Source organism: Crocosphaera chwakensis CCY0110 (assembly GCF_000169335.1).
GTDB lineage: Bacteria > Cyanobacteriota > Cyanobacteriia > Cyanobacteriales > Microcystaceae > Crocosphaera > Crocosphaera chwakensis.
Genome location: NZ_AAXW01000070.1, coordinates 1 through 22,806, shown reverse-complemented (window position 1 = coordinate 22,806; position 22,806 = coordinate 1). Strand labels below are relative to the sequence as shown.

The following is a 22,806-nucleotide window of genomic DNA, read 5'->3' as shown; positions in this document are numbered from 1 at the left end:
TTTACGTTCGCCAGCCCCTGTTCAATCCCGTTTACAACGGTTGCGAAACAAAGGTTATGTGACATGGATTGAAGGGAAAGCAAGAACCATCAAACCCCTAAAAGTTAAGAAACCAGGGATTGTTATCAAAGGGGCTATAGCTGCTGGTGGTTTAGTCGAACCTTTCACCGATGAACAATCAATCTTAGAACTTCCCTACCTTGTCAACCAAAATGAATACTACGCTTTACGGATAGAAGGGAATAGTTTAGTAGATGAAGCGATCGCCCATGAAGACATAGCCATTATCCGTCGTTTAGCTCCAGGAGAAACGGTAAAAAACGGGGAAATAGTCGCTGCTAATGTCGAAGGTTATGGTGTCAGATTAGGAAGATACACATTAGATTTTTCTGAGGTAACTTTAATTTCTTTCGATCAAGAAACGATCTTGAAAATTCCGAGAAAGACTGTAAAAATACAAGGGGTTGTTGTAGGAATATGGAGAGATAATTAGTAAGGTTTCATAGTACAATCAAGTTTTAAAAATAAACAAAAATGTTAAAAATAAAACAGTTTTTAAATATAAAATCTTCTCTATGTTTATCCCTTATCCGTAATTGAGGAGATTAAAGTGTTGAGGAACGCCTGAGTACATCTGAGATTAATAGCAAACAAAGAGAATAATGGTTTCATAGATCATTTTTTCTCGACATTACTGTTAAAATTTAAGTAAATTACGAAGGAACCAAGTCAATATGTACATTCGATTTAACCATTATTTAATAGCAGAAATGGCGAACCGAGCAGGATGGGCTGGATTTGGGGATTGTCCTAAAAACCCAACTTTTTTAGAAAAAGGGCAAGCCTTAAATGAACGTAAAGTGCTGTCAGAATTACTAAAGTTTTCTGAAGCAATCGAAGAAGCAATCAAGCCCACTGAGATTTATCTTAGAAATCGCACTTTTATTGACTATGAAATTATCAAATTAGTTAGATTAGAAAGTCAAAAAGTTACTGGTTATAGTTATCAACTGTCTCAAGAAAAATCTTTAGAAAGTATTGACAGACAACTACAGTACAGCGAAGCCGAAAACTTATTTAATAAAATAAGAGAAAAGGGAAACCTTTACATTGGAGAACTTAAAAATATAAAATGTGTTCAGTTAGTTATGAATTCGGAGCAACAATCAAAAGACTTCGAGGAAAATTAATGATAGTTAGTTTCTTTCTAGAAACGAAATTTGAGCAATGGTTAGAAACAGGAATGATTTTAGCTTCTAATCAAGAAGCTAATCAACAAAACTTTCAGGAGCTTGTCTCTTATTTACCACCATCTCGAAGTGAAGTTTTTCAAGAAATATTAGGAATTTCTGCTGACCCAAAGCAAGAGCTAAAAAAAGCAATCTTTACTCATCGTTTAAATTTACATCGGTATTTTCTGCTACCAACTCGGCTGTAACTTCTTCTTGACCTCTTATAAATTGAAAAACAATTGTACTTTTCTCTGAACTAATAAGCTCTCTTTGATATTTGTAGTAATCTTCTAGATTCGGCAGATCATCCCAAAATAGTTTCATTTCTATTGGTTCTATTGGTGAGCGACCAACAATTGATTGATTTTGATTCCTATTTTCTAAAATATTGATAAATTTTTGGATAAGGGGGGAAAGGGGAGAATTTGAGTTAGACATTATGTCAGTATAAATTACATTAGTCATAAAAAAAAGTAGGCTTTTAGCTAAAGCTCATTACTTATTATAGTAAACAATTTAATTAGTTTTGAGAACTATAAACCCCAACTTTTCTAGGAACTCTTCTCCAGAGTCCGTCTAGATGTCCTTTTGATAAACCTTTAGTAATTTTATCTCTAACAAAGGACTCTTGGCTAATTGTCCATTCTCTACCAGGGGAGGATTGAAACAGCTTTTTGATAGCTTTTTCCGTAGCTAACCCGTGATATGAGGGTAGCATTTGGGGTGGAGATGACTTCAAATTCGATGAGTTATCTTTCGGGGTTGATGAGTTTTGTGTTTTTTTTGACCCTAATTTATTGTTAAAGCCGGATAGTTTTTCCACTCCTTTTTGGCTCCATAAGTAATGACCCTTATTATTCTGAAAATAATCAGTGCCTTTAATAAAGTCATCAGAATAAAGATTCCTTATTTCATAAATTCTTTCAGGTTGAATTGATAATAATTCTGCTACTTTTTTAGTGGGTAAGACTTCACTTTTTAAATTAGGAAATAAAGGATTCTCTTGAGTAGAAGGAGCAAATTCAGCAAAATCTGAGAGAGTAAAAGTCCAACAATCAGGTGCGTCGGGAACCTGTGACCACTTATGTTGTTGTGAACCTATTTTGAGTTGCTTTTTGAGCTTATCTTTAATGGTTTCTTGGGGAGTTTCTGGACTAATATCAAAGAAATGATGCAAAATATAATCAATTTGTACCATATTACCCCGTTCTTCTCTGAAAAACTCTTGTAATTGTTCATTACTTGGGAAGGTCAACTCTTGTGAATGGTCACGGTTATTCTCTTCTTCCCTTACTATTGCTTGATCCTCTAATTCATCAGAGAATGAACCACGAAAAGAAGAATAAACGACTCAAAGCTGCTTGGGATAATAAATATTTGGCTAAAGTTTTAGGTATCTAATAGTAGCGCACCGCAAAGCGGATCTGGCGAAGCCAGATCGCTTGTCTAAAGAACTTCTAAAAACGATCTCAGTAAGAGGTCAATAAAAGGCTGTTTATTTTCATACTAAATGCTTGCATTAACAAGCCTTTTTTCTTCTGTAGAAGTTTTTGTGAAGGTTTTTCAAATTACCAGGTAATTTGAAACCTTAAACACATTATAACTCAATTTTGCACGCATTTTTGATGCGTTTACCCTGTTACTCGTCCTGATGGGGAGGAAACCCATCGGATGGTTTGGGTAGATAATAGTAATGAAGACAAAGTAGAGAAATACGTTCAGCAAATTCTAGATATACTGCCAGATAATGAGCAAATTCGTCAAGCTGTGTTAGCGAAATTAACAGAAAGGGTGTTAAATACTGATTCTCTTGAAGGAGTGAGTTTGCTTCAAGAGAAAGCCTCATCTCAAAAAGGTGAATCTAAGAAGGTAGGCCGTTAAGGGGGTTGAGCAAATTGGGCTACGTGATGAAGATTTCTAGTGTTGTTTTGGGAAAGTTATTACTAGACTAACTTTTCAGTCAATATCAGCGACGGGATTTTGAAATGAAAAATCTTCAAGCAATAGCACTCGGAATTTCTACATTGACCCTAACTTGTGTGCCAGCAATTGCTCAACATCATGCTCCAATTCCCAATTTATATGGACTTGAATATGAAAAAGCGCGTGAAAAGCTAATATCTCATGGTTGGCAACCTCATGTCACAGAGTATTCTTTCAGAAGTACCACTCCACGACCTCTATGGACAGAATATGGTAACGGGAAATGGTTACTAGAGAAAGGATTTTGGGAAGTATCAAGTTGCTCTGGCACAGGACTAGCTCCGTGTCTTTTTGAGTTTGTTGATGTTTATGGGAATTACTTAGAAGTAAAAACCATCGGTCAAGTAGATGAGCAACTAGACCAAGGCCCTGGCGTTGAACAGTGGCAAGTTTATTCTAAATCAATTACTAATCGGGGGAAAACTAGGGAGCGTGACATGAGGGGCAATCTAGATAATTTTGCAGGTTTTAGTGTTTAAGGTAATCAAATTCTATCTTAAACAAGAATCGCCAGAATCCTTGCATTGACTATGTTTCAGCTATTAAGTTACTTGATTAGAAAATCTGGATTTTGCAGAGATTAGTCAAAGACTGCAATATTCTTACTTTTGCGATCGCTCAATTTTGGCAACTCGAAATCCTTACACAGTAAGAGTTTCAAGCTAGATTGCCCCTGGTGACAGCTTCGCTAGTTTTTCCCCTAATCGCAATCCTTAGTAATCATACTCTTTTTATTCAATAAAAATGGAGAGAAATTATCTCATGCGCTCTTTTCTGTCGTTAACAATTGCTGCTGTCCTGTCTAGCTCTAGTGCTATGGAGCTATCGGCTCAAACGAATAGTTATTTAGGGTCTCAATGGATTAGTGTTGGTCATCCTAATGTGAGGATAGAAATCAACAAAAATAGTCTTCAAAAAACTGACAATTCCGTTACTTCGGAGTTTGCTTACTTTTTCTATGATTCAGACAAAAAACAACAATATTTAGCTGTCAAAGGGAAAAGAATAGATAGTTGTCAGTCCAAAAAATTTACTAATAAACAAGTTAAAGTTATTCAGGCAAAGGCTTTTAAAACTTATTACGAAGGAGAATTTGTTAATGAGCTAAATGTACCACCTGACCAGTTTGACTATTATGTTTTGAATCCTTACCATAGCACGCTTCTTAATAGGTATCTTTGCAATAACTTAAGTCCTAATTACCTGAAGGCAGGAATGAATTTATCACAAGCTAAACAACTTTTATATACCAATGGTTTTAGGATAGTCACGCAAGAGGAAACAGCTGTTTCAGCAAGCAATCAAAACATCTGTGAGAGTAATGCCCCCTGTTTAACTTGTGGAAATGGATGGTCTGGTTGTTATATTGATTTTTGGAATTCAAAAACCCAAGTGAAATTAACAGTTAGAGTTGATTACGGACACAAAATCGTTATAGATACCCACCTTTAAGAATTTAAAAAATGAAGAATTTCTTTAGACATAAATTTCTATTTTTGTCATTCAAACAGTTTCTAAGTACCGCTTTGATAACCCTGCCAATTATCATTGATGTGTCTCCTTCTTTAGCTCAAAGAAATTTATCAATAGAAGTGCTTTCCGATGAATGTCGTACCATTACATCTGAAGTCTTTAATCAAATAAGACGATATCAACCGACTCGTGAACATTTCGAGAAAACCTCTGTAGATGTCGCTAGAGATTATAAGGGTAACTATTCAATTGGTTTTTCTGCCCTTTCAGGAGACTTTGGTTCTGGAGAAAGAGAAAGGGTGATGCTACAAATAGCTCAACGTCTTGCACCCTTTTGTCCACAAGTAGCCCTCGTTTCGTTTTCTGGGCCAACTTGGTCTGATTGGACGATGCGTCGAGATGGTTTTAGTCGAATTCATTACAAAGATGAACAATTTCCAGGCGATTGGGACTTTTATTGGAACTGGAATAAGCTTCCTTTTGACTACGATCCACTTAAAAATTATTTTCCAGACTAATTAATGAGGGTAAGAACAAGTTATGAAACGGTGCAATTTGTATTTTCTAGTGTTTATATTAACCTTTTTGTCTACTACATTAGGTTATTTTGAGCAAACCTCTGCTCAATTTCTTCCTAACAGTGTCAAGATAAATGGAAAAGATAAATGTAATTTGTCCAACTTTTATGGAACACCAGCAGCTACAACTAACCGTACTATCGTTTTGGAAGATTTTGGCATTAAAATTAGCAATATTCCAACCAACTATAGAGCAATGAGTGGTCTCAATGGATTAAAGAGAGTTGATATTATCAGACAAGATATATTCGAGGTTCTTCAGAAACCGAATGATTCCCGTGCAGATTATCTAGGAGATTATCCTAACATCTATATATTCTTTGAACAAACATCTTTAGAAGAAATTTTAAATCATGCTCATCAAAATAGAGATTCTCTTGGCTATATGAAAGAGCATAAAATATTAGATTCATTGGGAAACTTACGATCTGGATACTTAATTGAACTAGGTGATGGTGCTGCTTACTATATAGATATACCAGGAAAGCAACTATTAGGAATACATATATATCCAGGTGCGCCAGGGTTACAAGTCTTGAAATGTATGTTACCTAATATAACTTTACTCTCTAAAACTCCATAACCTTCTAATTTTTTAGTGTTCCTATTTTGAAAATTATCAATGTAAGGCTATTATGAAATTTTTATCAATTATTACCTTATTTTCTTCTATTAGCTTATTGGTCTCTTTTTTATCTCAACCAAGTTTTGCTGAGGTGCTATGTGAAATTGATGGCAATTATGAATCTCCTTCTCCTACTTATAGAAGACTAAACCTTGAAGGTTTTGGAATAAGTGTTGATATTCCTGAAAACTATAGAGTTATGCTGAAACAAGACCGTTCTGTAGAAATTCTTCATCCTAATGATTACCAATTTCTTGAATGTATAGCCAATGGTGGTATAGCCCAATATCATACAGGTCGTTATTCCGAAAGTATTAGATTAATTGAAAATAACCACTCAGAAGGTTTAAAGGAACTAATTTTAGATATTTATCATGGTGACTTGAAAACATATTTTTCTTATGAAAATAGTAGAATCCCTGGCTATATTATAGTTTCTGAGAGTGGTTATAGTATGACTTTTTTAGGAACCATTCCAGATCAATCAAAACTACTAGAAGTCTCAATTAGATGTGACTGTGAAGTTGAACTACAAGACTTAACTAATTTCTTGAGTAGAATCACATTATTAAATCAATGAGGGCTAAGCTGTTTACTTTTAGTCTTAATAGCATTCCGTTGCAAAGTTAAACTTAATTATTAATGGGCAAAGTTATGAAAAACAATCAATTGTTAACTGGATTAATAACCTCTTTTTTTCTAGGATTTTTACTTATACCACCTAGCCATGCCGAAGAAATAATTAGGCAAATAGATTTTAATAATTTTACTTACCAAATAAGAGAAGGAGGAATGGGACCTTCTGGAAATATAACCCTCAAACAAGGTCAGTATCAAGATGATGATTGGGGTTATGTTTCATTAGAGAAAGTTGAGTACAGAGACTTTAATGATGATTTCAAAGAAGATGCTTTAGTCGTTTTACTGTCAAGTGGAGGAGGAAGTGGTATTTCAACTCATGCCTACATTTTTGAAAGTCAATCAAGAAAAATTAAACCCATTTTTTCAACGATGAACTTTATTGAAATAAGACCTTATGGAAGTGGCTTTGTTCTCTATACATCTAATCCAGCTAATACAGGAAAAATAAATTGTGGAAATTTCCTAGTTGGTTCTAACGTAATTGACATTACTCCATATCAGTGGGAAGAAAATGTTTTTTCTCGCCTCAAAACAACAACTATCAAAGGACGAGAAATTTGTAATGTTCTTTCCATTCCCTGGTAGTGATATAAATCTGTGGATAGCTAGATAATATTTCTATGAAATTCGTATTTATTAATGTACAAACCAATCACTAAATCGTGCATTGGCGATATCTTGGAAAAGCAAATAGTTTTCCTCTGCAATCTCTTAATTCTTGTTCTTAATGTTAAATGTTTTCTTTCAATTTTTTGCATTTTATACTTACTGACTGTTCTCTGTTCATCAGATAAATGACGTTTATAACTTCCCCAATTGTCTGTATAAAACTCACTAATCCCAAATGGTTTAAGCATTGTTTTTAGCTTCAAAAACATTTGATCTGTTCTTTGCCCTAGAACATAGGCTAATATTGTTCCTGTTTGATGATCAATAGCGTGCCATAACCATCTTTCATGCTCTTTTTTGGCAACAAAAATTTTCATTTTATCTACTTCTGCTTTTTGAAGTATTACTTTCATCTCCTTATTATCCCTTCTTTTCAAGTATTTGTAATTAACTTTCTCAATTAATCTTCGCTTTTTTTTAGTTCTGATGCTACCGTTATGGGGCTGATTTCTAATACTCTGGCTGTATCTCTAATTCCACTTCCATTTACCACCATTTTGGGAATTTGCTTTTTGACTTCTTTACGACATCCATTATAGCTATAATCACGAATAAAACTACGGCGTTCGCAGCTCTTATTTTGACAGAAATATCTTTGTTTTCCTTCTCCTGAGAAACCATTTTTAACAACATCAGTTGAATGGCAATGAGGACATTCAATAGCTAACCAAACAGTCATCGAAAAGTTAATTTGAGTTCTTCATTTATTACTTTAACTCAAATCCAATTCTTAATCATCCCTCTTTCAACAGATTTATATCACTACCAATCCATTGATAATTTTTATTTTTGAATGAGGATATTATTAGATTTTTACTATTAAGAAATATCAAAAAACTTCAGTTTTTTGGGTAAGTTTAATAGATTTATGATACTATTAATTCATTAAATAAAGAACCTTGAAAACTTAATAAAGCTTTCCTACCATTCTCGAAATCCACGCAGGTAGCCCACTAGCCTCAAACCCCCATTCTTTCGTAGACCTGCGTCGATGCCTTACACCATCAGGGTTTGAGGGTTACGAAAAATTATTTTCTGAGGGAAATTTATTTCGATCTAAGGGGGTGCGTCGATTTGTCCTCTGTAACCCAGTCTCTGTAAGGCTCCTCAGACGAACTCTTTCCTTTACCCTTTCCCCGTCAGGGGATGGAAACTGTAGTTGTGACAACTTGCCACTCATAAAACATCTTTCCTTTACCCTTTCCCCGTCAGGGGATGGAAACTTTCTGTTAACGAGACGGGCACTTCAAGTTGGTGTCCTCTTTCCTTTACCCTTTCCCCGTCAGGGGATGGAAACAGTTATTGCAACGACTGAGACCATCTATCACGGCACTTTCCTTTACCCTTTCCCCGTCAGGGGATGGAAACGAAAAATAAACGCTAAAGAGAATTTTGAGACCTATAATCTTTCCTTTACCCTTTCCCCGTCAGGGGATGGAAACAAAACGGTTTCCTCGAAGTTTTCGAGAGAAAGTCCATGAATTCTTTCCTCTACCCTTTCCCCGTCAGGGGATGGAAGTGCGCTACGAAAGCGTGCGACCGCAATGCTCTTGGAGGAGAAATCCTCCAAGAGATGGTGCATTCCCTAATGCACTAAGGCTGACTCAGCAGGCAGGGGACAATGAGCGTTAACCCGTCTGGAGCCTGGGGAACAAGGGACTTTCATGCTGAAACCCTGTTACAGTATGAGGCTTCAAGCCTAAAGCTAACTATGATGAGAAGGAAAAAAGCGATCGCAAAAGGGATTGTCTTGCGCTACGGTGTAGATGTAGAAAGAAGCAAGTGGGTGAAAATGCTTGTAACCCTAATGGGGTGAAGCTTAGGGAGGGTTCGAGTTTTTGAGCCTGAAGCGCACCAGTCAGAGTAAGGGTTTCAGAGGTTTTGGGTTATCATCGAAGAGAGTCAAAGGCAATTTTGAAAGGCTTAAGCGCAAACGTACCTTGAAAACCTCATTATATATAGTTTCTAAAGCTCCGCAGTTTCAAAACACTTATTCCCCTCACGGGGATGGAAACGACAGGTTTGATGCTGAAACCGAAACCATTAATACTTGTTTCAAAACACTTATTCCCCGTGAGGGGATGGAAACTTTGCGATCGCACTGTTACCTCCTTATTAAAGATTAAGGATAGGCTCAAGTAAATCTATATAATACTGTTGTTTCTCATCTAATTTTTCTTGCGGAAACTCGTGATAATAAACCATGTAAAAGAGTGTTTCTTCGCATCTATCCAATTGCGAATGAAGATGATGTTTATCTCCTATCCAGCTAGAACGTAGATTTTTGGCTTGACCCACATACCAGATAAAGTGTTGGTTATGTGCAACAACTTCAACAATATAAATTCCCGAATATTTTGGTAAAAACTCTATGTGTCTAAGAGATCGTGAAGGCCAACTTGATATAGCAGAAAGAGGGAATGGATTATTTTTTTGTCCTAATTGATACTTATTTGAAAGTTGTTTTTTTTTGAACGACTGCCTACGCCTCTTTTTCCTGATTTATACTCATCTTTAATCTTCTGAAGTTCACTTGTCAATATGGACTTATCTAAATTTTCTTTAAAAACAATAGGGATAGGATTGTCTGTATAAGGTTGTAATCTTGAGAGAACTAAATTACTAGGATAATTTTTTTGTTTTTCTTTAATTTCTTTTTCTATTGGATAAATACCAGCTAAAGCTTTAAACCATTTATTTTGAAGTTGATGTAATGATTGTGGATTAAGACTAAAAATACTTTCAGATGCTAAAGTAGTATTGTTGATATCTATTAGTAACTCTTGAATACCGTAGATTACAGATATCTCAATAACAAAACCATTAACAAAAAGACGCGCACCATGTCCAACACCAATATGTGGATTCTTCCTAGCTCCAGGGGGTTGTTGCCATTTATTGGAATAGTTTTTTCTAGTTTTAAAGGGACTATCAATTAAACAAGCAAACGTCTCAATTTCTTCATTAGCAAATTCATTTAGTTTAGTAGCATCAAGACCAAGATGGACGACATTAGAGGTTAAAACTTTCTTTTGTATCCACCATTTTTCATTATAAAATTGACACTGTTGAATTAAATTAGAATCTAATTCTCTCGGTGGTTCAATACCTAAGACAACGATATAACCAGAGAACTTAATCAGAGTTTCTCGTAATAAGCTTTCTGCTGGTCTAACTTTTTGATGTTTAACTTTACTTTGGTTTAAATGAGGGTGATATTTAGCAATTTCTTTTTGTTCAACCTCATTAAGTTTTGAAGATTCGAGAATTTGATAATAAATAGTAAATTTTATTTTCTTCTGTGATTTTAATTGAAATAGTCTATGGTGAGATTGGCTTTTCCAACGAGCTTGAAGATTTTTAGCTTGACCAATGTACCAGATTACATCGTTCTGATCAATCACATAATAAATACCAGAAACTAAGGGTAATTGTTTTCGGTTTTCTAAAGCAACTTTGGGTAAAGCTAAAATACTTGGCTCTGTCTTCATAAAAAATAAATATATTAATACTATTTAATAGCCTATTTGCTTTGAAAGGTAAGAACAACGGGGTTATCTCGTATTTTCCAATAAATTTTTGTAGGTGTGCTGTGTCTTAATTATCGTTAATATTTTTGAAAATTACTAAAAATTAGGGTAATTAAGATTAAAAGCAATAAAAACAGAGAAAATGATAAACTGTGAGATTTTTTTCTTTCAAAATAACTAAATTGCTCGTATTTTGATTTTAAAAAGATAAAAAAATCTAAAACTACGAAACTTATCAGCTTTAAAACTTGTAATTTAAAAGTCTAAAGTGTAATATAAAGGGGAAAACTAGAATTGTATAGTAATAAGGAGAAGTGTATGTATGGATAAAACGTTGATCAGTTGGAATCTCATCAATTTAATGGAAAGCTATGGGATCAAGGCCGGTGACTTGGCTAGGGTTATGGGCGTGAGCAATAATGCCATTTCTAATTTAAGAAGTACCAGAATGCCAAGACTGACAGAAGGAACATTAAACGAATTACTGATAGGACTAAACTCGTTACGTCCTCAAGGAAAACCGATTATTGAACCGAAGGATCTCATCAAATTCTCTCTGACTCCTGACGAAATTAACTTGATAATGGGTAGTGGAGTGAAAAAAGAGAACAAAGTCTAATTATTCTGCAAAGTAAAAAAGCAAAAAGCTGGCTAACCCCGATGGCAAATACGGAAATCTTTTCCTAACCAACAGGGCTGAACCAAGCCCGAAAACTATAATTTATTACTTCTATTGTCACTCAAGATTCCCCACTAACGCCAGTTTGAGGGTAGCCAGAAGCCGATACTAACTTCTGGAGAAAGGAATGAAACTTATACGTAGTCTGCCTTGTGGCGGATCTGAAAGTGATGGAAAATTTTTCTTAAGTTCCATCATCTACTCCCCCATATCTCAAAGAGGGAGTACAAATGGACTGGATTAGATATAATCGCCGCACTTCCTGTCCAGTATGCCAAGGAGAACGCCCTGACTGCCGACAAAACACAACAACCGGCCTAGTCCACTGTCGCAGCAACGAAGCCAACCCCAAAGACTACCTATACAGGGGTCAAGACACTTGGGGCTTCAATATATGGGCATATAAGCCCGATGCGGATGCCTGGGCCGATGAACGTTGCCAAGAATGGTTAGAAGAACAACAACGGCAACGGCAACGGCAACGGCAACAACAGGAACGAGAACAACTTAATGCCCTGCTACCCATACCCGAACGAGATAGAGTTATTCGGGAAATCCTAGGCCAACTAACGTTAAGCGATCACCATGTTCAAATCTTGAAAGGAAGGGGAATAAGCGATCGCCAAATCAACGAAAGCAACTATCGCAGTGTCAAACAATGGCAGAAACTCAGTAATCCTGTCAGTAATCGTTTATCAGGAGTTAAATATGACGGTTTAAGCTTAATTAACCATACAGACGGAATACTGATCCCTATTCCTAATGAAGACGGATTATATACGCATCTGAGGGTTAATGATCTTACTCCTGAAACAGAGAACAAATACTATCCCCTCAGCAGTGCTAAGCGTGGGGTAAAGTATCATCTACCATCAGGGGAGCAACCTATCGGTGTTTATTTGCCCCATAAAGCCCCTGAAAAGCAAATAATAGGGTTTACTGAAGGATTAGAATATAAACCCCTTCTAGCATCATCTAAGGTGGGGATTCCTGTTATTGGGGCCAGTGGGGGGAACTTTGGTAGTAGTAGTGAGGCCATAGAAGGTGCGATCGCCTCAATCAAAGAGCGATACGGATGGGATGAGGTTGAATTTATTTTGTATGCCGATGCAGGTTCTATCATCAATGGAAATGTAGCGATCGCATACAGCAAATTAGGAAAAATCTTGCCTGATTTACAAGTAGCGGATTGGGGACAGTTAGCCAATAAAGAAACTGGCTTAGACATTGATGAAATTGATGTCAAAAACCTTAAGATAAGCTTAATTTCTATTGATGAGTTCAAGGAAAAATCAGACCAATTAATTTACCATCAAAAAGCCTTTAAAGCCTGGAAAAGTTGTAAACAGTTTACCCCAACAAAAACAGTAGAGCAGGAGTATTTAGACTTAAGTGTACCCGATAAGAACTCTATCTTATGCGGTAAATCAGGGTTAGGAACGGGTAAAACAACCAATACAATTGAGTGGTTTAAAAACGGATTAGAGAACTATGGTGCGGTAAGCTTAGGATATAGAAATTCCTTACTTTACCAGTTTTGTGAGAAAACCTCTAAGGCTAAGAAAGAAACAGGTAAAAACATAGAATTCACCCATATTCATGAACAAGAAAGTAGTCTTTATATTAGGAATCCTCAAGGAAAAGTCACAGCTTGTATTAACTCACATTATCGCTTTAATGCCAATGACTTCGATGAGAAAGTCTTACTACTAGACGAAATCATCTCAGTCTTAAAACATCTGTTATTTTCCCGAACTATTAATAGTCGGGAACAAGCCATAGAATTAGTCAAAGAAGCCATTAAAAAAGCTGATAGAATTATCTGTTTTGATGGTAATCTATCAGATATGTACTGTGACTTTATTCAAGCTTGTGACCCCACCAAAAAGATAGAAAAAGTAGAAAATACCTATAAAGGTAATAAAGCTAACTTAGTTTTATTAGAAGGAACCATCAAGAAAACAAAACTAAGAAAACGGGATCATGCCCCTTGGTTATATGACTTAATAACTATTAGCGATATGACAGGAGCGATCGCCTCTGACAATCAAACCTTACTAGAATCATTACATAGAATTTTAGATAAGTTAGGTTACAAAGTATTAAGAATTGACTCAAAAACAATCAATCAACCAGAAGTTAAAGAATTCTTAAAAGACCCTGATAAGTATTTAAGGGAGAATAAAATAGATAGATTGTTATTTTCTCCTTCCTGTGAGAGTGGCTTAGATATTAAGATTAGTAACTATTTTAGTCACTTCTTTGGTTTATTTTATGGGGCATTAGATGCAGATTCAATTACTCAGATAATAGGGAGAATTAGAGATAGTCAAGTGACCCGTTATTTATGGGTAAATCCCTTTACCAAGGTAGATGATGGGAATAGTATTAAATCGCCTTTCTTAGAAAAGCTACAATATCATTTTAACCAACGGTTAACCCGTGATCTCCATTTAGCAATGGTTGGTGAGGATAACAAAGAAGAACTAATCAGTGAGTTATTAACCAAAGTTAAAGAAGACTTAGATACTCCTGAGAGTAAACTAGCCCAACGATTAGAAGCAATGATAAATTATGAAAAAGCTAACCTTAGACAGTGTGTTTATTGGTTATTAGAACAACAAGGATATGATATTTGTAATCGTTATACACCCGAATATCAAGACCCATTTAAAACGGTTAATAAAGAGGTTTCAAAAGAGAAGATAAAAACTAGGTTTCAGAACTCAACAGATATCTTTGAGTCTTCTGATAAGTACCTAGATAAACCTTGGATGATGTTAAGCCAAGACGCTCATTGGGAAGATAGATGTGCGTTAATGAAAGCTAAACTCATCAAACTTTTACCTAATATTCAAGACTCTGCTTTTTGGAGTCCTGAGTTAATTTACCTGGTTAAATATAAATATCCCAATCTAATAACTCAGATAGAAAATAGAATCTATCTTGAGAAATTTGACCAAGAAAACTCACCAGCCTTAGTAAAGGTTAAAAAATTTTATCATAACCTATTAAATAAAGCTAGAATAGGAAAGCTTTGTCCTTGGAAAATTAAGCCCCGTTATCTATTTCTAAAAGCGTTGTTTGATTTAAGACTTCTTTACTTTATCGAAGTAGCAGGGGAATTTACAGCCGATAGTGAACCGGTCCAAGAATTAATTAAACGAGCCAACCTAAAAAAAATCTGGCAGGGTTTAGGAAGACGACCCTCAAAAGACCCCATCAAGTTTGTGCGGTGGTTGCTTAATCAGATTGGATATGATTTAAGCGATCGCCGTTTGTCAGATGAACAAAGAACAAGGGTATATAAGGTCATCCCCATTAAAATCAACATATTTGAAGTCATCGAACCCGACAGACACGATCACTTTGTTCATGGGGTCATCAGCAAACTAACCGAAATAATTGAGGCCAGAATAGAACGGGATTACTCACCCGAACATCTCCAAACCCTGAGATGGGACAACGAAAACATACTACAACAGGAATCTTGTAGTACGAAATCATCAGAAAAAAGTACCCATCAAACTCATGAGTCTAAAAATGGCTGTAATGCAGACCAGGAGAAGAGAAGTAATGATCCAGATGTGCCAATAACTGTTAAAGAAAATCAGCCACATCTGGATCAGGAATCGATACTACAAAAAGCCAGTCCGCCGGTTAACTGGCCGTTTAAGATAGGCCAATGGGTGAAGATTCAGGGGGACTTGTTGGATAAGTCTCTAATCGGTGCTAAAGCGTTAATTAAGGAGCTTAGGGAGGGGATTAACCGTTATGCCATTTTAGAGATTAATGGAGTTAGGAGATCGTTACGAGTTGATTATTTAACTTCTGTTTAATTTTTAGCTAAAATCATCGGTTATATAGGCAGTTTACCTACTATAATAGACCTAGAAAAAGAGGAAAAAGAATGAAAAAATCTGATAGAAAACATAAGAGAAAAAAGAAAAAATCTCTCACTTCGCTATCCTCTGAAACTACGTTGGCTTTATTAAAAGGGGAGAAAAAGTCGAGACTGATTAAAGAATCGAATCCTAGTCCTGAATATAAACCTAAAAAATTAATACCAGATTTTGGAGCTTATTATCAGCAAAATCTAGATGAGAATAAACCTTGTATATTTATGCTCATGAATGATGAAGATTCCAATGGAACGGTGTGGCAAAGAAATAAATATAATGAATTTGGTTCGTTAACAACGAAAGTGGAAATGTTCTCAAAAAGGAAAGACCCTATCTATAAAGCGACTCTGTTTGAGAGTGAAAAATATTTAGCAACAATTGAATTTAAAGACAAGATGGTTCAAGCTTTTGAAGAAGGCTTATCAACAATTACAAAAGATATGAGTAAAGCCATTGTTTTTCTAGCCACTCCAAATTTTTCAGCAAGCTATGTGACAAGTATGGGAGAAAAAGTTTTGCCATTTCTTGGTTCAAATGTGTGCATAATGGAAGAAGATTCTCTAAATGAGAATATTTCTGTTCATTTGGATTATGAGATTGATGAAATTGAGTGTTTGCTAGAAACTTATCTTTAATCAAAGGTCAAGACATTAGTGATAGAAGGAGCCAATTTACCAGATAAATTATGATAACACCTATTCTAGTATCAAGTTGTGCTTATTAACTTTGTAAGCTCCAGAACTTAACTTATCAAGAAAGCCTATGCGAGCAAAATACATTAGAAGTTCTTTGACATCGTTTAAATTTACATCGGTATTTTCTGCTACCAACTCGGCTGTAACTTCTTCTTGACCTCTTATAAATTGAAAAACAATTGTACTTTTCTCTGAACTAATAAGCTCTCTTTGATATTTGTAGCAATCTTCTAGATTTGGCAGATCATCCCAAAATAGTTTCATTTCTATTGGTTCTATTGGTGAGCGACCAACAATTGATTGATTTTGATTCCTATTTTCTAAAATATTGATAAATTCTTGGATAAGGCTATCCCTTCGGCACACATAAGTTAACAAAAGAAAAAAGGCTGAAAGATAGTAATCATGAGCAATTACAGTAATTATGAAGAAAAACAGAATAAAAAAAGAGGCTATATGTTTTTAAAATAAGTAAAGTAATTAAAAGAAAAGTAAAAAATCAATTAAAATAGATGAAGATAAATAAATAAAAATTAAGACAAAAATTAGGATAAAATAAAAGTAAGTAAAAAGCCTTTAATCCTTATATTGTCTGGATTACAAATAAATTTAGTTAAAAAATTAGGGACATAAAAGTTTAGAAAAGTTAGAGTATTTACTCATTAAGAATAAGGAAAAAAGGTTCAAAAGTCAACAATTGCTCAAATCATATTCAAGAGAATAACGGAAGGAGGATAAGTCAATGAAAGCATGGGTAGAAGAAGAACTGAAATTTCTAGATTTAGGAGATAAACGGTTAAATACCAGACTTGAAAAAATGCTCTCCGAGTTATCCGAACATCCTCACGAAACAGTTCCACAGGCGATCGAGAAGCCATCAGATGTACAGGCCACGTACGAGTTTTGGGAAAATCGTCATGTGAAAGCAGAAAAAATAATAGAAGCGCATAAAAAAGCGACAATAGAGAAGATCGCAGGAGAAAAAGTGGTGTTAGCGGTGCAAGACACAACAGAGCTAGAATTTCCTCCAAAAAAAGGCAGAAGAGGATTAGGGAGTATCAGTAAACAAGGTGCAGAAGGATTAAAAGTCCATAATGTCCTGGCTGTCAGTGGAGAAGGAATTCCATACGGCTTATTGAAGCAAAAAGTATGGGCAAGAGCTAAAGTAAGGAAAGGCAAAGGATATGTAGAAAGAAAGCGGAAAATAGAAGAGAAAGAAAGTTTTAGATGGATCGAGTCATTAAGAGAGGTACAGGAGGCAATACCAGAAGATATAGAATTAATAACGGTGTGTGATCGCGAAGGAGACATTTTTGAGTTGTTGGCCGAACCGTTAAGAGAAGGCGCACACTTATTAATCAGAGCAGCACAGAATAGGAGAGTTAAAACAGAAGAGGAAATAGATAAATTATTCTCTAAGTTAGAGAAATTGGAATCAATGGCAGAAATAGCCATTAAATTGAGGCGAACACCGCGAAGAAAACCGAGAATAGCAAGATTACAAGTGAAATGGACATCAGTGGAGATCCAACCACCTCTCAATAAACCAGAGTATCAGCAAATGCAGTCCATGAAGATAAATGCGATCGTAGCCGAAGAGATTCAAGCTCCTAAAGGAGAAAAAGCAGTAAAGTGGGTACTATTAACAACTTTAGCTGTGAATAACTTAGCAGATGCCCAAAAAGTCCTAAAATATTATACATATCGTTGGTTAATTGAGAGATTTCACTATGTATTGAAAACAGGTTGTGGCATTGAGAAGCTGATGTTAGACAAAGGGGAGCGACTCGAAAAAGCATTAGCCACCTACAGCATCATTGCCTCAAGAATATTGTGGCTCAAATATTGTGCAGTAGAAATGCCAGATGAACCAGCCGACATTGCTTTGGAAGAGGAAGAATGGCAGGTGTTATACTGTGTAATAACTAAAAAAAAAGAGTTACCGTCAGAAATACCGACAATATATGAATGTGTGAGGTGGATAGGAAGATTAGGAGGATTTATGTGCAGAAAAGGGGATGGAGAGCCAGGAGTGCAGACCTTATGGAAAGGATGGCAAAGATTGAGTGACTATCTGAAAATGTGGATAATAATTAAAGAAATGCAAGATTTTATACGAGTATAAGTATTATACAAGTATGAGTAGGATTATACAGGTATAAGTAAGAGATTAATGAGTAGGAGTAAGAAAAAGCAATATGAAGAAAAATGAGACTAAAGTACAATAGAGGGAGAATTCGGCAGAAGAATCTCAAAAGATACAAAAAGTAACTGAAGAAGTTAGCTAGAGGTAAAGCGTACTTGGCTGGTAAGGGGCTTTTTGACTTTATATGTTTATTGAGGAGCGTATAAACGAAAGCAATAAGAGTTATTTCATCAAATCCAATAATTCAGAAGTGGAAAGTTTAGCAGAAACATCAGTACCAGAAAGAAGAGAATCAGCTAAATCCCGTTTACGATGATGAAGTTGAACAATTTTTTCCTCGATAGTGTCTTTAGCAACCAAACGATAGACAGTAACAGGACGTTGTTGGCCGATGCGGTAGGCGCGATCGGTAGCCTGATCTTCAACAGCAGGATTCCACCAAGGATCGAGATGAATGACATAATCGGCAGCCGTCAAATTTAAACCGGTTCCCCCTGCCTTTAAACTGATAAGAAAGACATCCCCTTCACCAGACTGAAAAGCCTTAACCCGTCGTTGTCGCTCTTTTTTAGGAGTGCTACCATCGAGATATTGATAACTAATCTTTTGTCGATCAAGATGAGATTTAATAATTTGTAGATGGTCAACAAATTGACTAAAAACCAAAGCCTTATGACGGTTATCAAGTAACTCCTCAAGGATTTCTTGAAATAACTGTAACTTAGAACCCTTTAAAGAAGCATCATCAAGAACTAAACTCGGATGACAACAACAACGGCGTAACTTCATCAAAGCAGCCAAAACCTGTAAATGTTTTTGTCCGCCACTGTCATCACTCTCGCTCAATTTTTCTAGGGAATCACGACGTAAAGCCTCATAGAGAGCCATTTCTTCGTTACTCAATTCAACGGATAACAGCATCTCAGTGCGAGGAGGTAATTCAGATAAAACCTGAGTTTTAGTACGACGTAAAATAAAAGGTTGAATCAACCGTTTCAATTGTTGATGAAGAATTTTATGTGAATCTGATTCGATAGGAGCAATAAAACGGTCATTAAATTGTTTCTTTGACCCCAACAAACCAGGATTAATAAAGCGGAATAAATTCCATAACTCGCCTAAATGATTTTCCAGAGGAGTGCCAGTGGTAATCAACTTAAACTGACCCTGTAACTTCATAGCAGCCTGAGAGCGTTTAGTGGTCATATTTTTAATAAATTGAGCCTCATCTAAAACAATAGTTTGCCAAGAAACCTCAGCCAACATAGCAGCCACCGATTCCTGTTGTAATAACCCATAACTGCAAATTAATAAATCGAAAGGTTGTAAATTATCTAAAATTTCTTGACGATTACCACTGCCAAATAAGATAGGATTAAGGGTCGGTGCAAACTTAAAACATTCATCAATCCAATTGAAACAAACAGAAGTGGGAGCAACAATTAAAGTCGGGCCAGCAGTAGCACGGGTGAGAATGGCAGCCAAAGCCTGAATCGTTTTACCCAAGCCCATATCATCAGCTAAACAAGCTCCTACGTCCCAATGAGAGAGACGAGCTAACCAATGAAAACCCTCCAATTGATAGTCTCGTAACTCCCCCTGAAACGTGCTAGGTAATTGAGGAGTAAATTCGTGCATGGCTTGAATTTTCTGACAATGTTCGTGCCATTGTTGGTCAACCGTTAAATCCTCAACCTCAGAGAAAAAATCTTGCAAAGCTAAGGTAGACAAGGGATGAAGCTGACGAGCCTGTTTATGGGGTTGAGAAAAAAGACGAAATTCTTCAAGACGTTGACGAAAAGTATCAGTTAAAGCCAAAAATTGTCCCTGACCCAAAGGAAGAAAACGACCCGGACTCTGTTCTAATAAGGTCAGTAATTGTTGTAAATCAAAAACTTTTGATTCATCTAACTGTAATTGACCAGACACCTCAAACCAATCTTGTTGAGAATTAACATTAAGGTGAAGATGAGAAAAACCAGCCGGTTGAGTCACCTTAAGACTCTCCCCTTCAGGCCATTCAACAATAACTCGACCTTCTAAATCCTGTAATTGTAGAAGTAATTCTAAACAAAGTTCAGGATCATCAAAATCCCATCTTCCCGTAGTGGGATCACCAGAAGAAAGAAGGGAACAATCAGCAATGAGAGCGTTAAATAAATCCTTTTCTTTTTCGAGATCACGAGTCGTCTGATAACGTTGACCATCAATCTCAGTAATAACAGTTGCACCACCGGTACCAGGATGATAAAAAGAATGACCTTTCTCAAAAGGGCAGACAACCACTCTAGCACTTAATCCCTCATCATTTGGTAATAATTGAAGATGAGGAAGAGGGTGAGCTTCCACTTCAATCGCATCAGCAATATCCCCTTCAATATCAGAATGAACCGTGCATAAACTAGAGATAGTATTAATAGCAGCCAAAACCTGTTCTTCGGCCGAGGGAGGAACTCTTAATTGATTACGTTTACCTAAAATAGCAGCAATTTGTTCGTAATCAGAAGTAATAACCAAAACCTTAACAAGATTGATAGTGTCTTGCCAAACGAGAGGGGATTGTTTTTGATAAAGAGGAGGAGAAAGTTTTAAAGTAATCTCTTTTTTACGATTCTTTTTAACTAACAATTCAGGAGTAGCAGCCACTAAGTCAACCTTAGTTTGAGGAGAATCCTCCCAAAAAACGAAAGGATGATCAATTAAGTCAATAATGGCTTCTTTTTCTAAGAGATATTCCACATCACCATAAAAGCCTCTGCTATAAGTATTAATTTTAGAACAAGCCTGATAATCCTGAGCAGTGAGATAACTGAAAGACTCAGGACTACGAGCTAATCGCTTGAGAGCAATGGGACGACCTTGACTCCAGACCCCTTTTTTAGTAAAAACTTGTTCTTTGGGTTTTAAAGACCAATCAGATTTGTATAAACTTAAAAACCAAGCTAAGCGTTTTTGATTAGAAGAAGTATTGGTTGTCGATTTTTCAGAAGAGTTTAAATTAATTAAAGCATTTAAACTAAGTTGCCAAGGTTCTTGAAAATCGAGGAGATCAACCAAAGGAGTTACCTCGTTGAGGGGGGTTAATTGATAAATAGTATCTTTCCAGTGACTTCGAGGTTGAAGACGTAAAAGAAGTTGTCCAATTTCAAAGCACAGCCAGTAATAACCAGCTTGATAAGTTTGAGTCAAAAGTTCATTTAATAATTTAGGTAAACGAGATTTAGCCTCATCAGGATTTAACCAATAACAGCATAAATAAGGAAACAAAGAAAACAGATGAGGAGTAGGAGGTAAATAATGTTTATCCCAATCATTTTTAACCGATAAATCTCCTGAAAGTAGTAAAATAAGCTGTTCTAAATATTGACAACTAATTTTTTTTAAGAAGAGAAGATTATCATCTCTGAGAATGATAGAAAGAGAGTCTTGAGCTAATTGAAGAGACTCACTAGATTGGTCTTTAATTAGAGCTAAAATAAAGAAGAAACCAGCAAAAGGCTCAAAAAAAATCTTACGTTTGCGAGTGAGCTTTTTTAATCCTTTGAGAGACTGAGTATAGTAATTAATGGAAGATTGATAATGACCTTTAATAAAAGAGAGAAAACCTAAATAGAAGTTAAGTAAATAATAGTTGTCAATAGAAACAGAAATTTCATTGAGGTATTCTTCAGCTTCAGCTAAACGATTTCTGAAGATAAGTTGTTCAATAAAGAGTAATTGGAGTGCATCAGAAGAGCGATTATCTTCTTCAGTACAAGTGACTTGTAAGAGTTCAAAATAATCATCACTATTATCGAGACTGCTTAATTTTTTAGAAAGAATACTAACCAGTGTTTTTTCAAAGAGAGGTTGAGGGAGACGACGGAACCAGATGGGGTCAAAGGGATTATCCAAAATAGATTCAATGATAGTTTCTAAATGAATATCTTTATTATAAGACTGAGATTCATAGGCTTCTATTTGCTCAGAGATGAAGTCAAAATCTTGACGATAAAGACCAAGACGGATTTCTCTAATTAGTTGTAATTCATTATCGAATTGTCGAATTGGCTCTCCCCAACTCCGTTGTCTAATCGGGATTTTCTGCTCAATAATACTAGCCAATGGTTCAAAAGTATTTTCAATTAAAGTTTCTCTAGTCACTATTTCGATAATTAGAGGATTAACAACTAGCTTTTTTTCGTCATTTTCAATTAGCAAGTTATTTTTTAGTAAATGATCAAGAGAAGCTTTTAAAGTTTTAGTATGATAAAATTTTCCTTCTTTATCTTGAATTTCCATTGCTTGAACACAGGCTCGGAGAGGGGTTCGAGTCATGGGTTCATAAATAATTGAGAGCAATTGAATAATGGGTTGATGAAAAGCCGTTTCTTGATGATAAAGATTAATAAGTTGTTGACGTTCTTGAGATAAACTTTGAGACATAACTACTATTTTAAACTCCTAAAAAACAAGAAAAATTAGTAAGAAATAATCAAATTAACCAGAAGAGTCTTTAACAAAAGTATCAACAAAAGATTGAAGAGGAGTGGGATCTTTTCGACGGTTATGAGAACGGATATTTTTGACCTTACCGACCTGATTGACTTGAGTAACTAAAGAAGAATGAACCTCTAGGAATCGCCCAGCAGCAGCACGATTAATGCCGAACG

At 35.7% G+C, this 22,806-nt stretch carries 24 protein-coding genes and 1 CRISPR repeat array; of the genes, 17 read left to right on the top strand and 7 right to left on the bottom strand.

The window, feature by feature from the left end:
* The 3 genes from CY0110_RS24085 to CY0110_RS24075 form a co-directional block, all read left to right on the top strand.
* The coding region (locus tag CY0110_RS24085) for a S24 family peptidase (protein WP_008278216.1) at positions 1-493 on the top strand (493 nt) is incomplete at its 5' end.
* Between the two features lie 241 nt (positions 494-734).
* Positions 735-1,190: a hypothetical protein gene (locus tag CY0110_RS24080; protein WP_008278215.1), complete on the top strand. Its 456-nt coding sequence runs from the start codon at positions 735-737 to the stop codon at positions 1,188-1,190.
* The gene (locus CY0110_RS24075) at positions 1,190-1,438 is read left to right on the top strand and encodes a hypothetical protein (RefSeq protein ID WP_008278214.1); all 249 of its coding nucleotides are present in this window, start codon (positions 1,190-1,192) and stop codon (positions 1,436-1,438) included. Before CY0110_RS24080 ends, CY0110_RS24075 begins: the two co-directional genes overlap by 1 nt.
* On the opposite strand, the gene CY0110_RS30145 is transcribed toward CY0110_RS24075, so the two are convergent.
* Both CY0110_RS30145 and CY0110_RS24070 read right to left on the bottom strand, forming a co-directional pair.
* Positions 1,386-1,670 (bottom strand): hypothetical protein, encoded by a 285-nt coding sequence (locus CY0110_RS30145; RefSeq protein WP_157464647.1) that lies wholly within the window; start codon positions 1,668-1,670, stop codon positions 1,386-1,388. The two genes, CY0110_RS24075 and CY0110_RS30145, sit on opposite strands and share 53 nt — an antisense overlap.
* A gap of 82 nt (positions 1,671-1,752) precedes the next feature.
* Entirely contained in the window at positions 1,753-2,487 is a 735-nt protein-coding gene (locus CY0110_RS24070; RefSeq protein ID WP_008278212.1) for a hypothetical protein, read from the bottom strand.
* 5 nt (positions 2,488-2,492) lie between these two features.
* Between CY0110_RS24070 and CY0110_RS30140 the strand changes: the two genes are divergently transcribed.
* The 8 genes from CY0110_RS30140 to CY0110_RS24035 all read left to right on the top strand — a co-directional run bounded on the left by CY0110_RS30140 (position 2,493) and on the right by CY0110_RS24035 (position 7,118).
* Positions 2,493-2,633: a hypothetical protein gene (locus CY0110_RS30140; RefSeq protein WP_157464646.1), complete on the top strand. Its 141-nt coding sequence runs from the start codon at positions 2,493-2,495 to the stop codon at positions 2,631-2,633.
* Between the two features lie 270 nt (positions 2,634-2,903).
* A complete protein-coding gene (locus tag CY0110_RS31180) occupies positions 2,904-3,113 on the top strand; it encodes a hypothetical protein (protein WP_008278211.1) in 210 nt (69 codons plus the stop codon).
* Positions 3,114-3,217: 104 nt separating this feature from the next.
* Positions 3,218-3,694, top strand: coding sequence for a hypothetical protein (locus CY0110_RS24060; RefSeq protein ID WP_008278210.1), 477 nt, complete (start codon positions 3,218-3,220; stop codon positions 3,692-3,694).
* 283 nt (positions 3,695-3,977) lie between these two features.
* Positions 3,978-4,667: a hypothetical protein gene (locus tag CY0110_RS24055; RefSeq protein ID WP_008278209.1), complete on the top strand. Its 690-nt coding sequence runs from the start codon at positions 3,978-3,980 to the stop codon at positions 4,665-4,667.
* Positions 4,668-4,678: 11 nt separating this feature from the next.
* Positions 4,679-5,206 (top strand): hypothetical protein, encoded by a 528-nt coding sequence (locus CY0110_RS24050; protein WP_035800529.1) that lies wholly within the window; start codon positions 4,679-4,681, stop codon positions 5,204-5,206.
* Between the two features lie 67 nt (positions 5,207-5,273).
* The gene (locus CY0110_RS24045; protein WP_232285802.1) at positions 5,274-5,849 is read left to right on the top strand and encodes a hypothetical protein; all 576 of its coding nucleotides are present in this window, start codon (positions 5,274-5,276) and stop codon (positions 5,847-5,849) included.
* Positions 5,850-5,901: 52 nt separating this feature from the next.
* On the top strand, positions 5,902-6,471 hold the full coding sequence (locus CY0110_RS24040) for a hypothetical protein (protein ID WP_008278206.1): 570 nt from the start codon (positions 5,902-5,904) through the stop codon (positions 6,469-6,471).
* Between the two features lie 74 nt (positions 6,472-6,545).
* A complete protein-coding gene (locus CY0110_RS24035) occupies positions 6,546-7,118 on the top strand; it encodes a hypothetical protein (RefSeq protein WP_232285801.1) in 573 nt (190 codons plus the stop codon).
* Positions 7,119-7,138: 20 nt separating this feature from the next.
* Here CY0110_RS24035 and CY0110_RS30580 read toward each other — a convergent pair whose 3' ends face one another.
* Positions 7,139-7,555, bottom strand: a complete 417-nt coding sequence (locus CY0110_RS30580) for an IS1 family transposase (RefSeq protein ID WP_008278204.1) — start codon at positions 7,553-7,555, stop codon at positions 7,139-7,141.
* A gap of 47 nt (positions 7,556-7,602) precedes the next feature.
* Complete coding sequence (locus CY0110_RS30575; RefSeq protein ID WP_008278203.1) at positions 7,603-7,881, bottom strand: IS1/IS1595 family N-terminal zinc-binding domain-containing protein; 279 nt, start codon at positions 7,879-7,881, stop codon at positions 7,603-7,605.
* Between the two features lie 439 nt (positions 7,882-8,320).
* A CRISPR array of direct repeats spans positions 8,321-8,722; the repeat unit is 36 nt; unit sequence CTTTCCTTTACCCTTTCCCCGTCAGGGGATGGAAAC.
* A gap of 101 nt (positions 8,723-8,823) precedes the next feature.
* On the opposite strand from CY0110_RS30575, the gene CY0110_RS24020 reads away from it, so the two are divergent.
* The gene (locus CY0110_RS24020) at positions 8,824-9,018 is read left to right on the top strand and encodes a hypothetical protein (RefSeq protein WP_008278202.1); all 195 of its coding nucleotides are present in this window, start codon (positions 8,824-8,826) and stop codon (positions 9,016-9,018) included.
* A 124-nt stretch (positions 9,019-9,142) separates the two neighbouring features.
* Positions 9,143-9,328: a hypothetical protein gene (locus tag CY0110_RS30135; RefSeq protein ID WP_157464645.1), complete on the top strand. Its 186-nt coding sequence runs from the start codon at positions 9,143-9,145 to the stop codon at positions 9,326-9,328.
* Between the two features lie 312 nt (positions 9,329-9,640).
* On the opposite strand, the gene CY0110_RS24015 is transcribed toward CY0110_RS30135, so the two are convergent.
* Positions 9,641-10,693, bottom strand: a complete 1,053-nt coding sequence (locus CY0110_RS24015; RefSeq protein WP_008278200.1) for a GIY-YIG nuclease family protein — start codon at positions 10,691-10,693, stop codon at positions 9,641-9,643.
* A gap of 361 nt (positions 10,694-11,054) precedes the next feature.
* Here CY0110_RS24015 and CY0110_RS24010 point away from each other — a divergent pair, with 361 nt between their 5' ends.
* The 3 genes from CY0110_RS24010 to CY0110_RS24000 all read left to right on the top strand — a co-directional run bounded on the left by CY0110_RS24010 (position 11,055) and on the right by CY0110_RS24000 (position 15,948).
* Positions 11,055-11,351 (top strand): helix-turn-helix domain-containing protein, encoded by a 297-nt coding sequence (locus tag CY0110_RS24010; protein ID WP_008278199.1) that lies wholly within the window; start codon positions 11,055-11,057, stop codon positions 11,349-11,351.
* A 290-nt stretch (positions 11,352-11,641) separates the two neighbouring features.
* Positions 11,642-15,250 carry a plasmid replication protein, CyRepA1 family gene (locus CY0110_RS24005; RefSeq protein ID WP_008278198.1) on the top strand — a complete coding sequence of 1,203 codons (3,609 nt, stop codon included), beginning with the start codon at positions 11,642-11,644 and terminating at the stop codon, positions 15,248-15,250.
* Between the two features lie 71 nt (positions 15,251-15,321).
* Positions 15,322-15,948 (top strand): hypothetical protein, encoded by a 627-nt coding sequence (locus tag CY0110_RS24000; protein WP_008278197.1) that lies wholly within the window; start codon positions 15,322-15,324, stop codon positions 15,946-15,948.
* 60 nt (positions 15,949-16,008) lie between these two features.
* Here CY0110_RS24000 and CY0110_RS23995 read toward each other — a convergent pair whose 3' ends face one another.
* Complete coding sequence (locus CY0110_RS23995; protein ID WP_157464644.1) at positions 16,009-16,386, bottom strand: hypothetical protein; 378 nt, start codon at positions 16,384-16,386, stop codon at positions 16,009-16,011.
* 364 nt (positions 16,387-16,750) lie between these two features.
* Here CY0110_RS23995 and CY0110_RS23990 point away from each other — a divergent pair, with 364 nt between their 5' ends.
* The gene (locus tag CY0110_RS23990; RefSeq protein WP_008277442.1) at positions 16,751-18,133 is read left to right on the top strand and encodes an IS4 family transposase; all 1,383 of its coding nucleotides are present in this window, start codon (positions 16,751-16,753) and stop codon (positions 18,131-18,133) included.
* 243 nt (positions 18,134-18,376) lie between these two features.
* Here CY0110_RS23990 and CY0110_RS23985 read toward each other — a convergent pair whose 3' ends face one another.
* On the bottom strand, positions 18,377-22,579 hold the full coding sequence (locus CY0110_RS23985) for a DEAD/DEAH box helicase (RefSeq protein ID WP_008278195.1): 4,203 nt from the start codon (positions 22,577-22,579) through the stop codon (positions 18,377-18,379).
* Positions 22,580-22,806 lie beyond the last annotated feature (227 nt).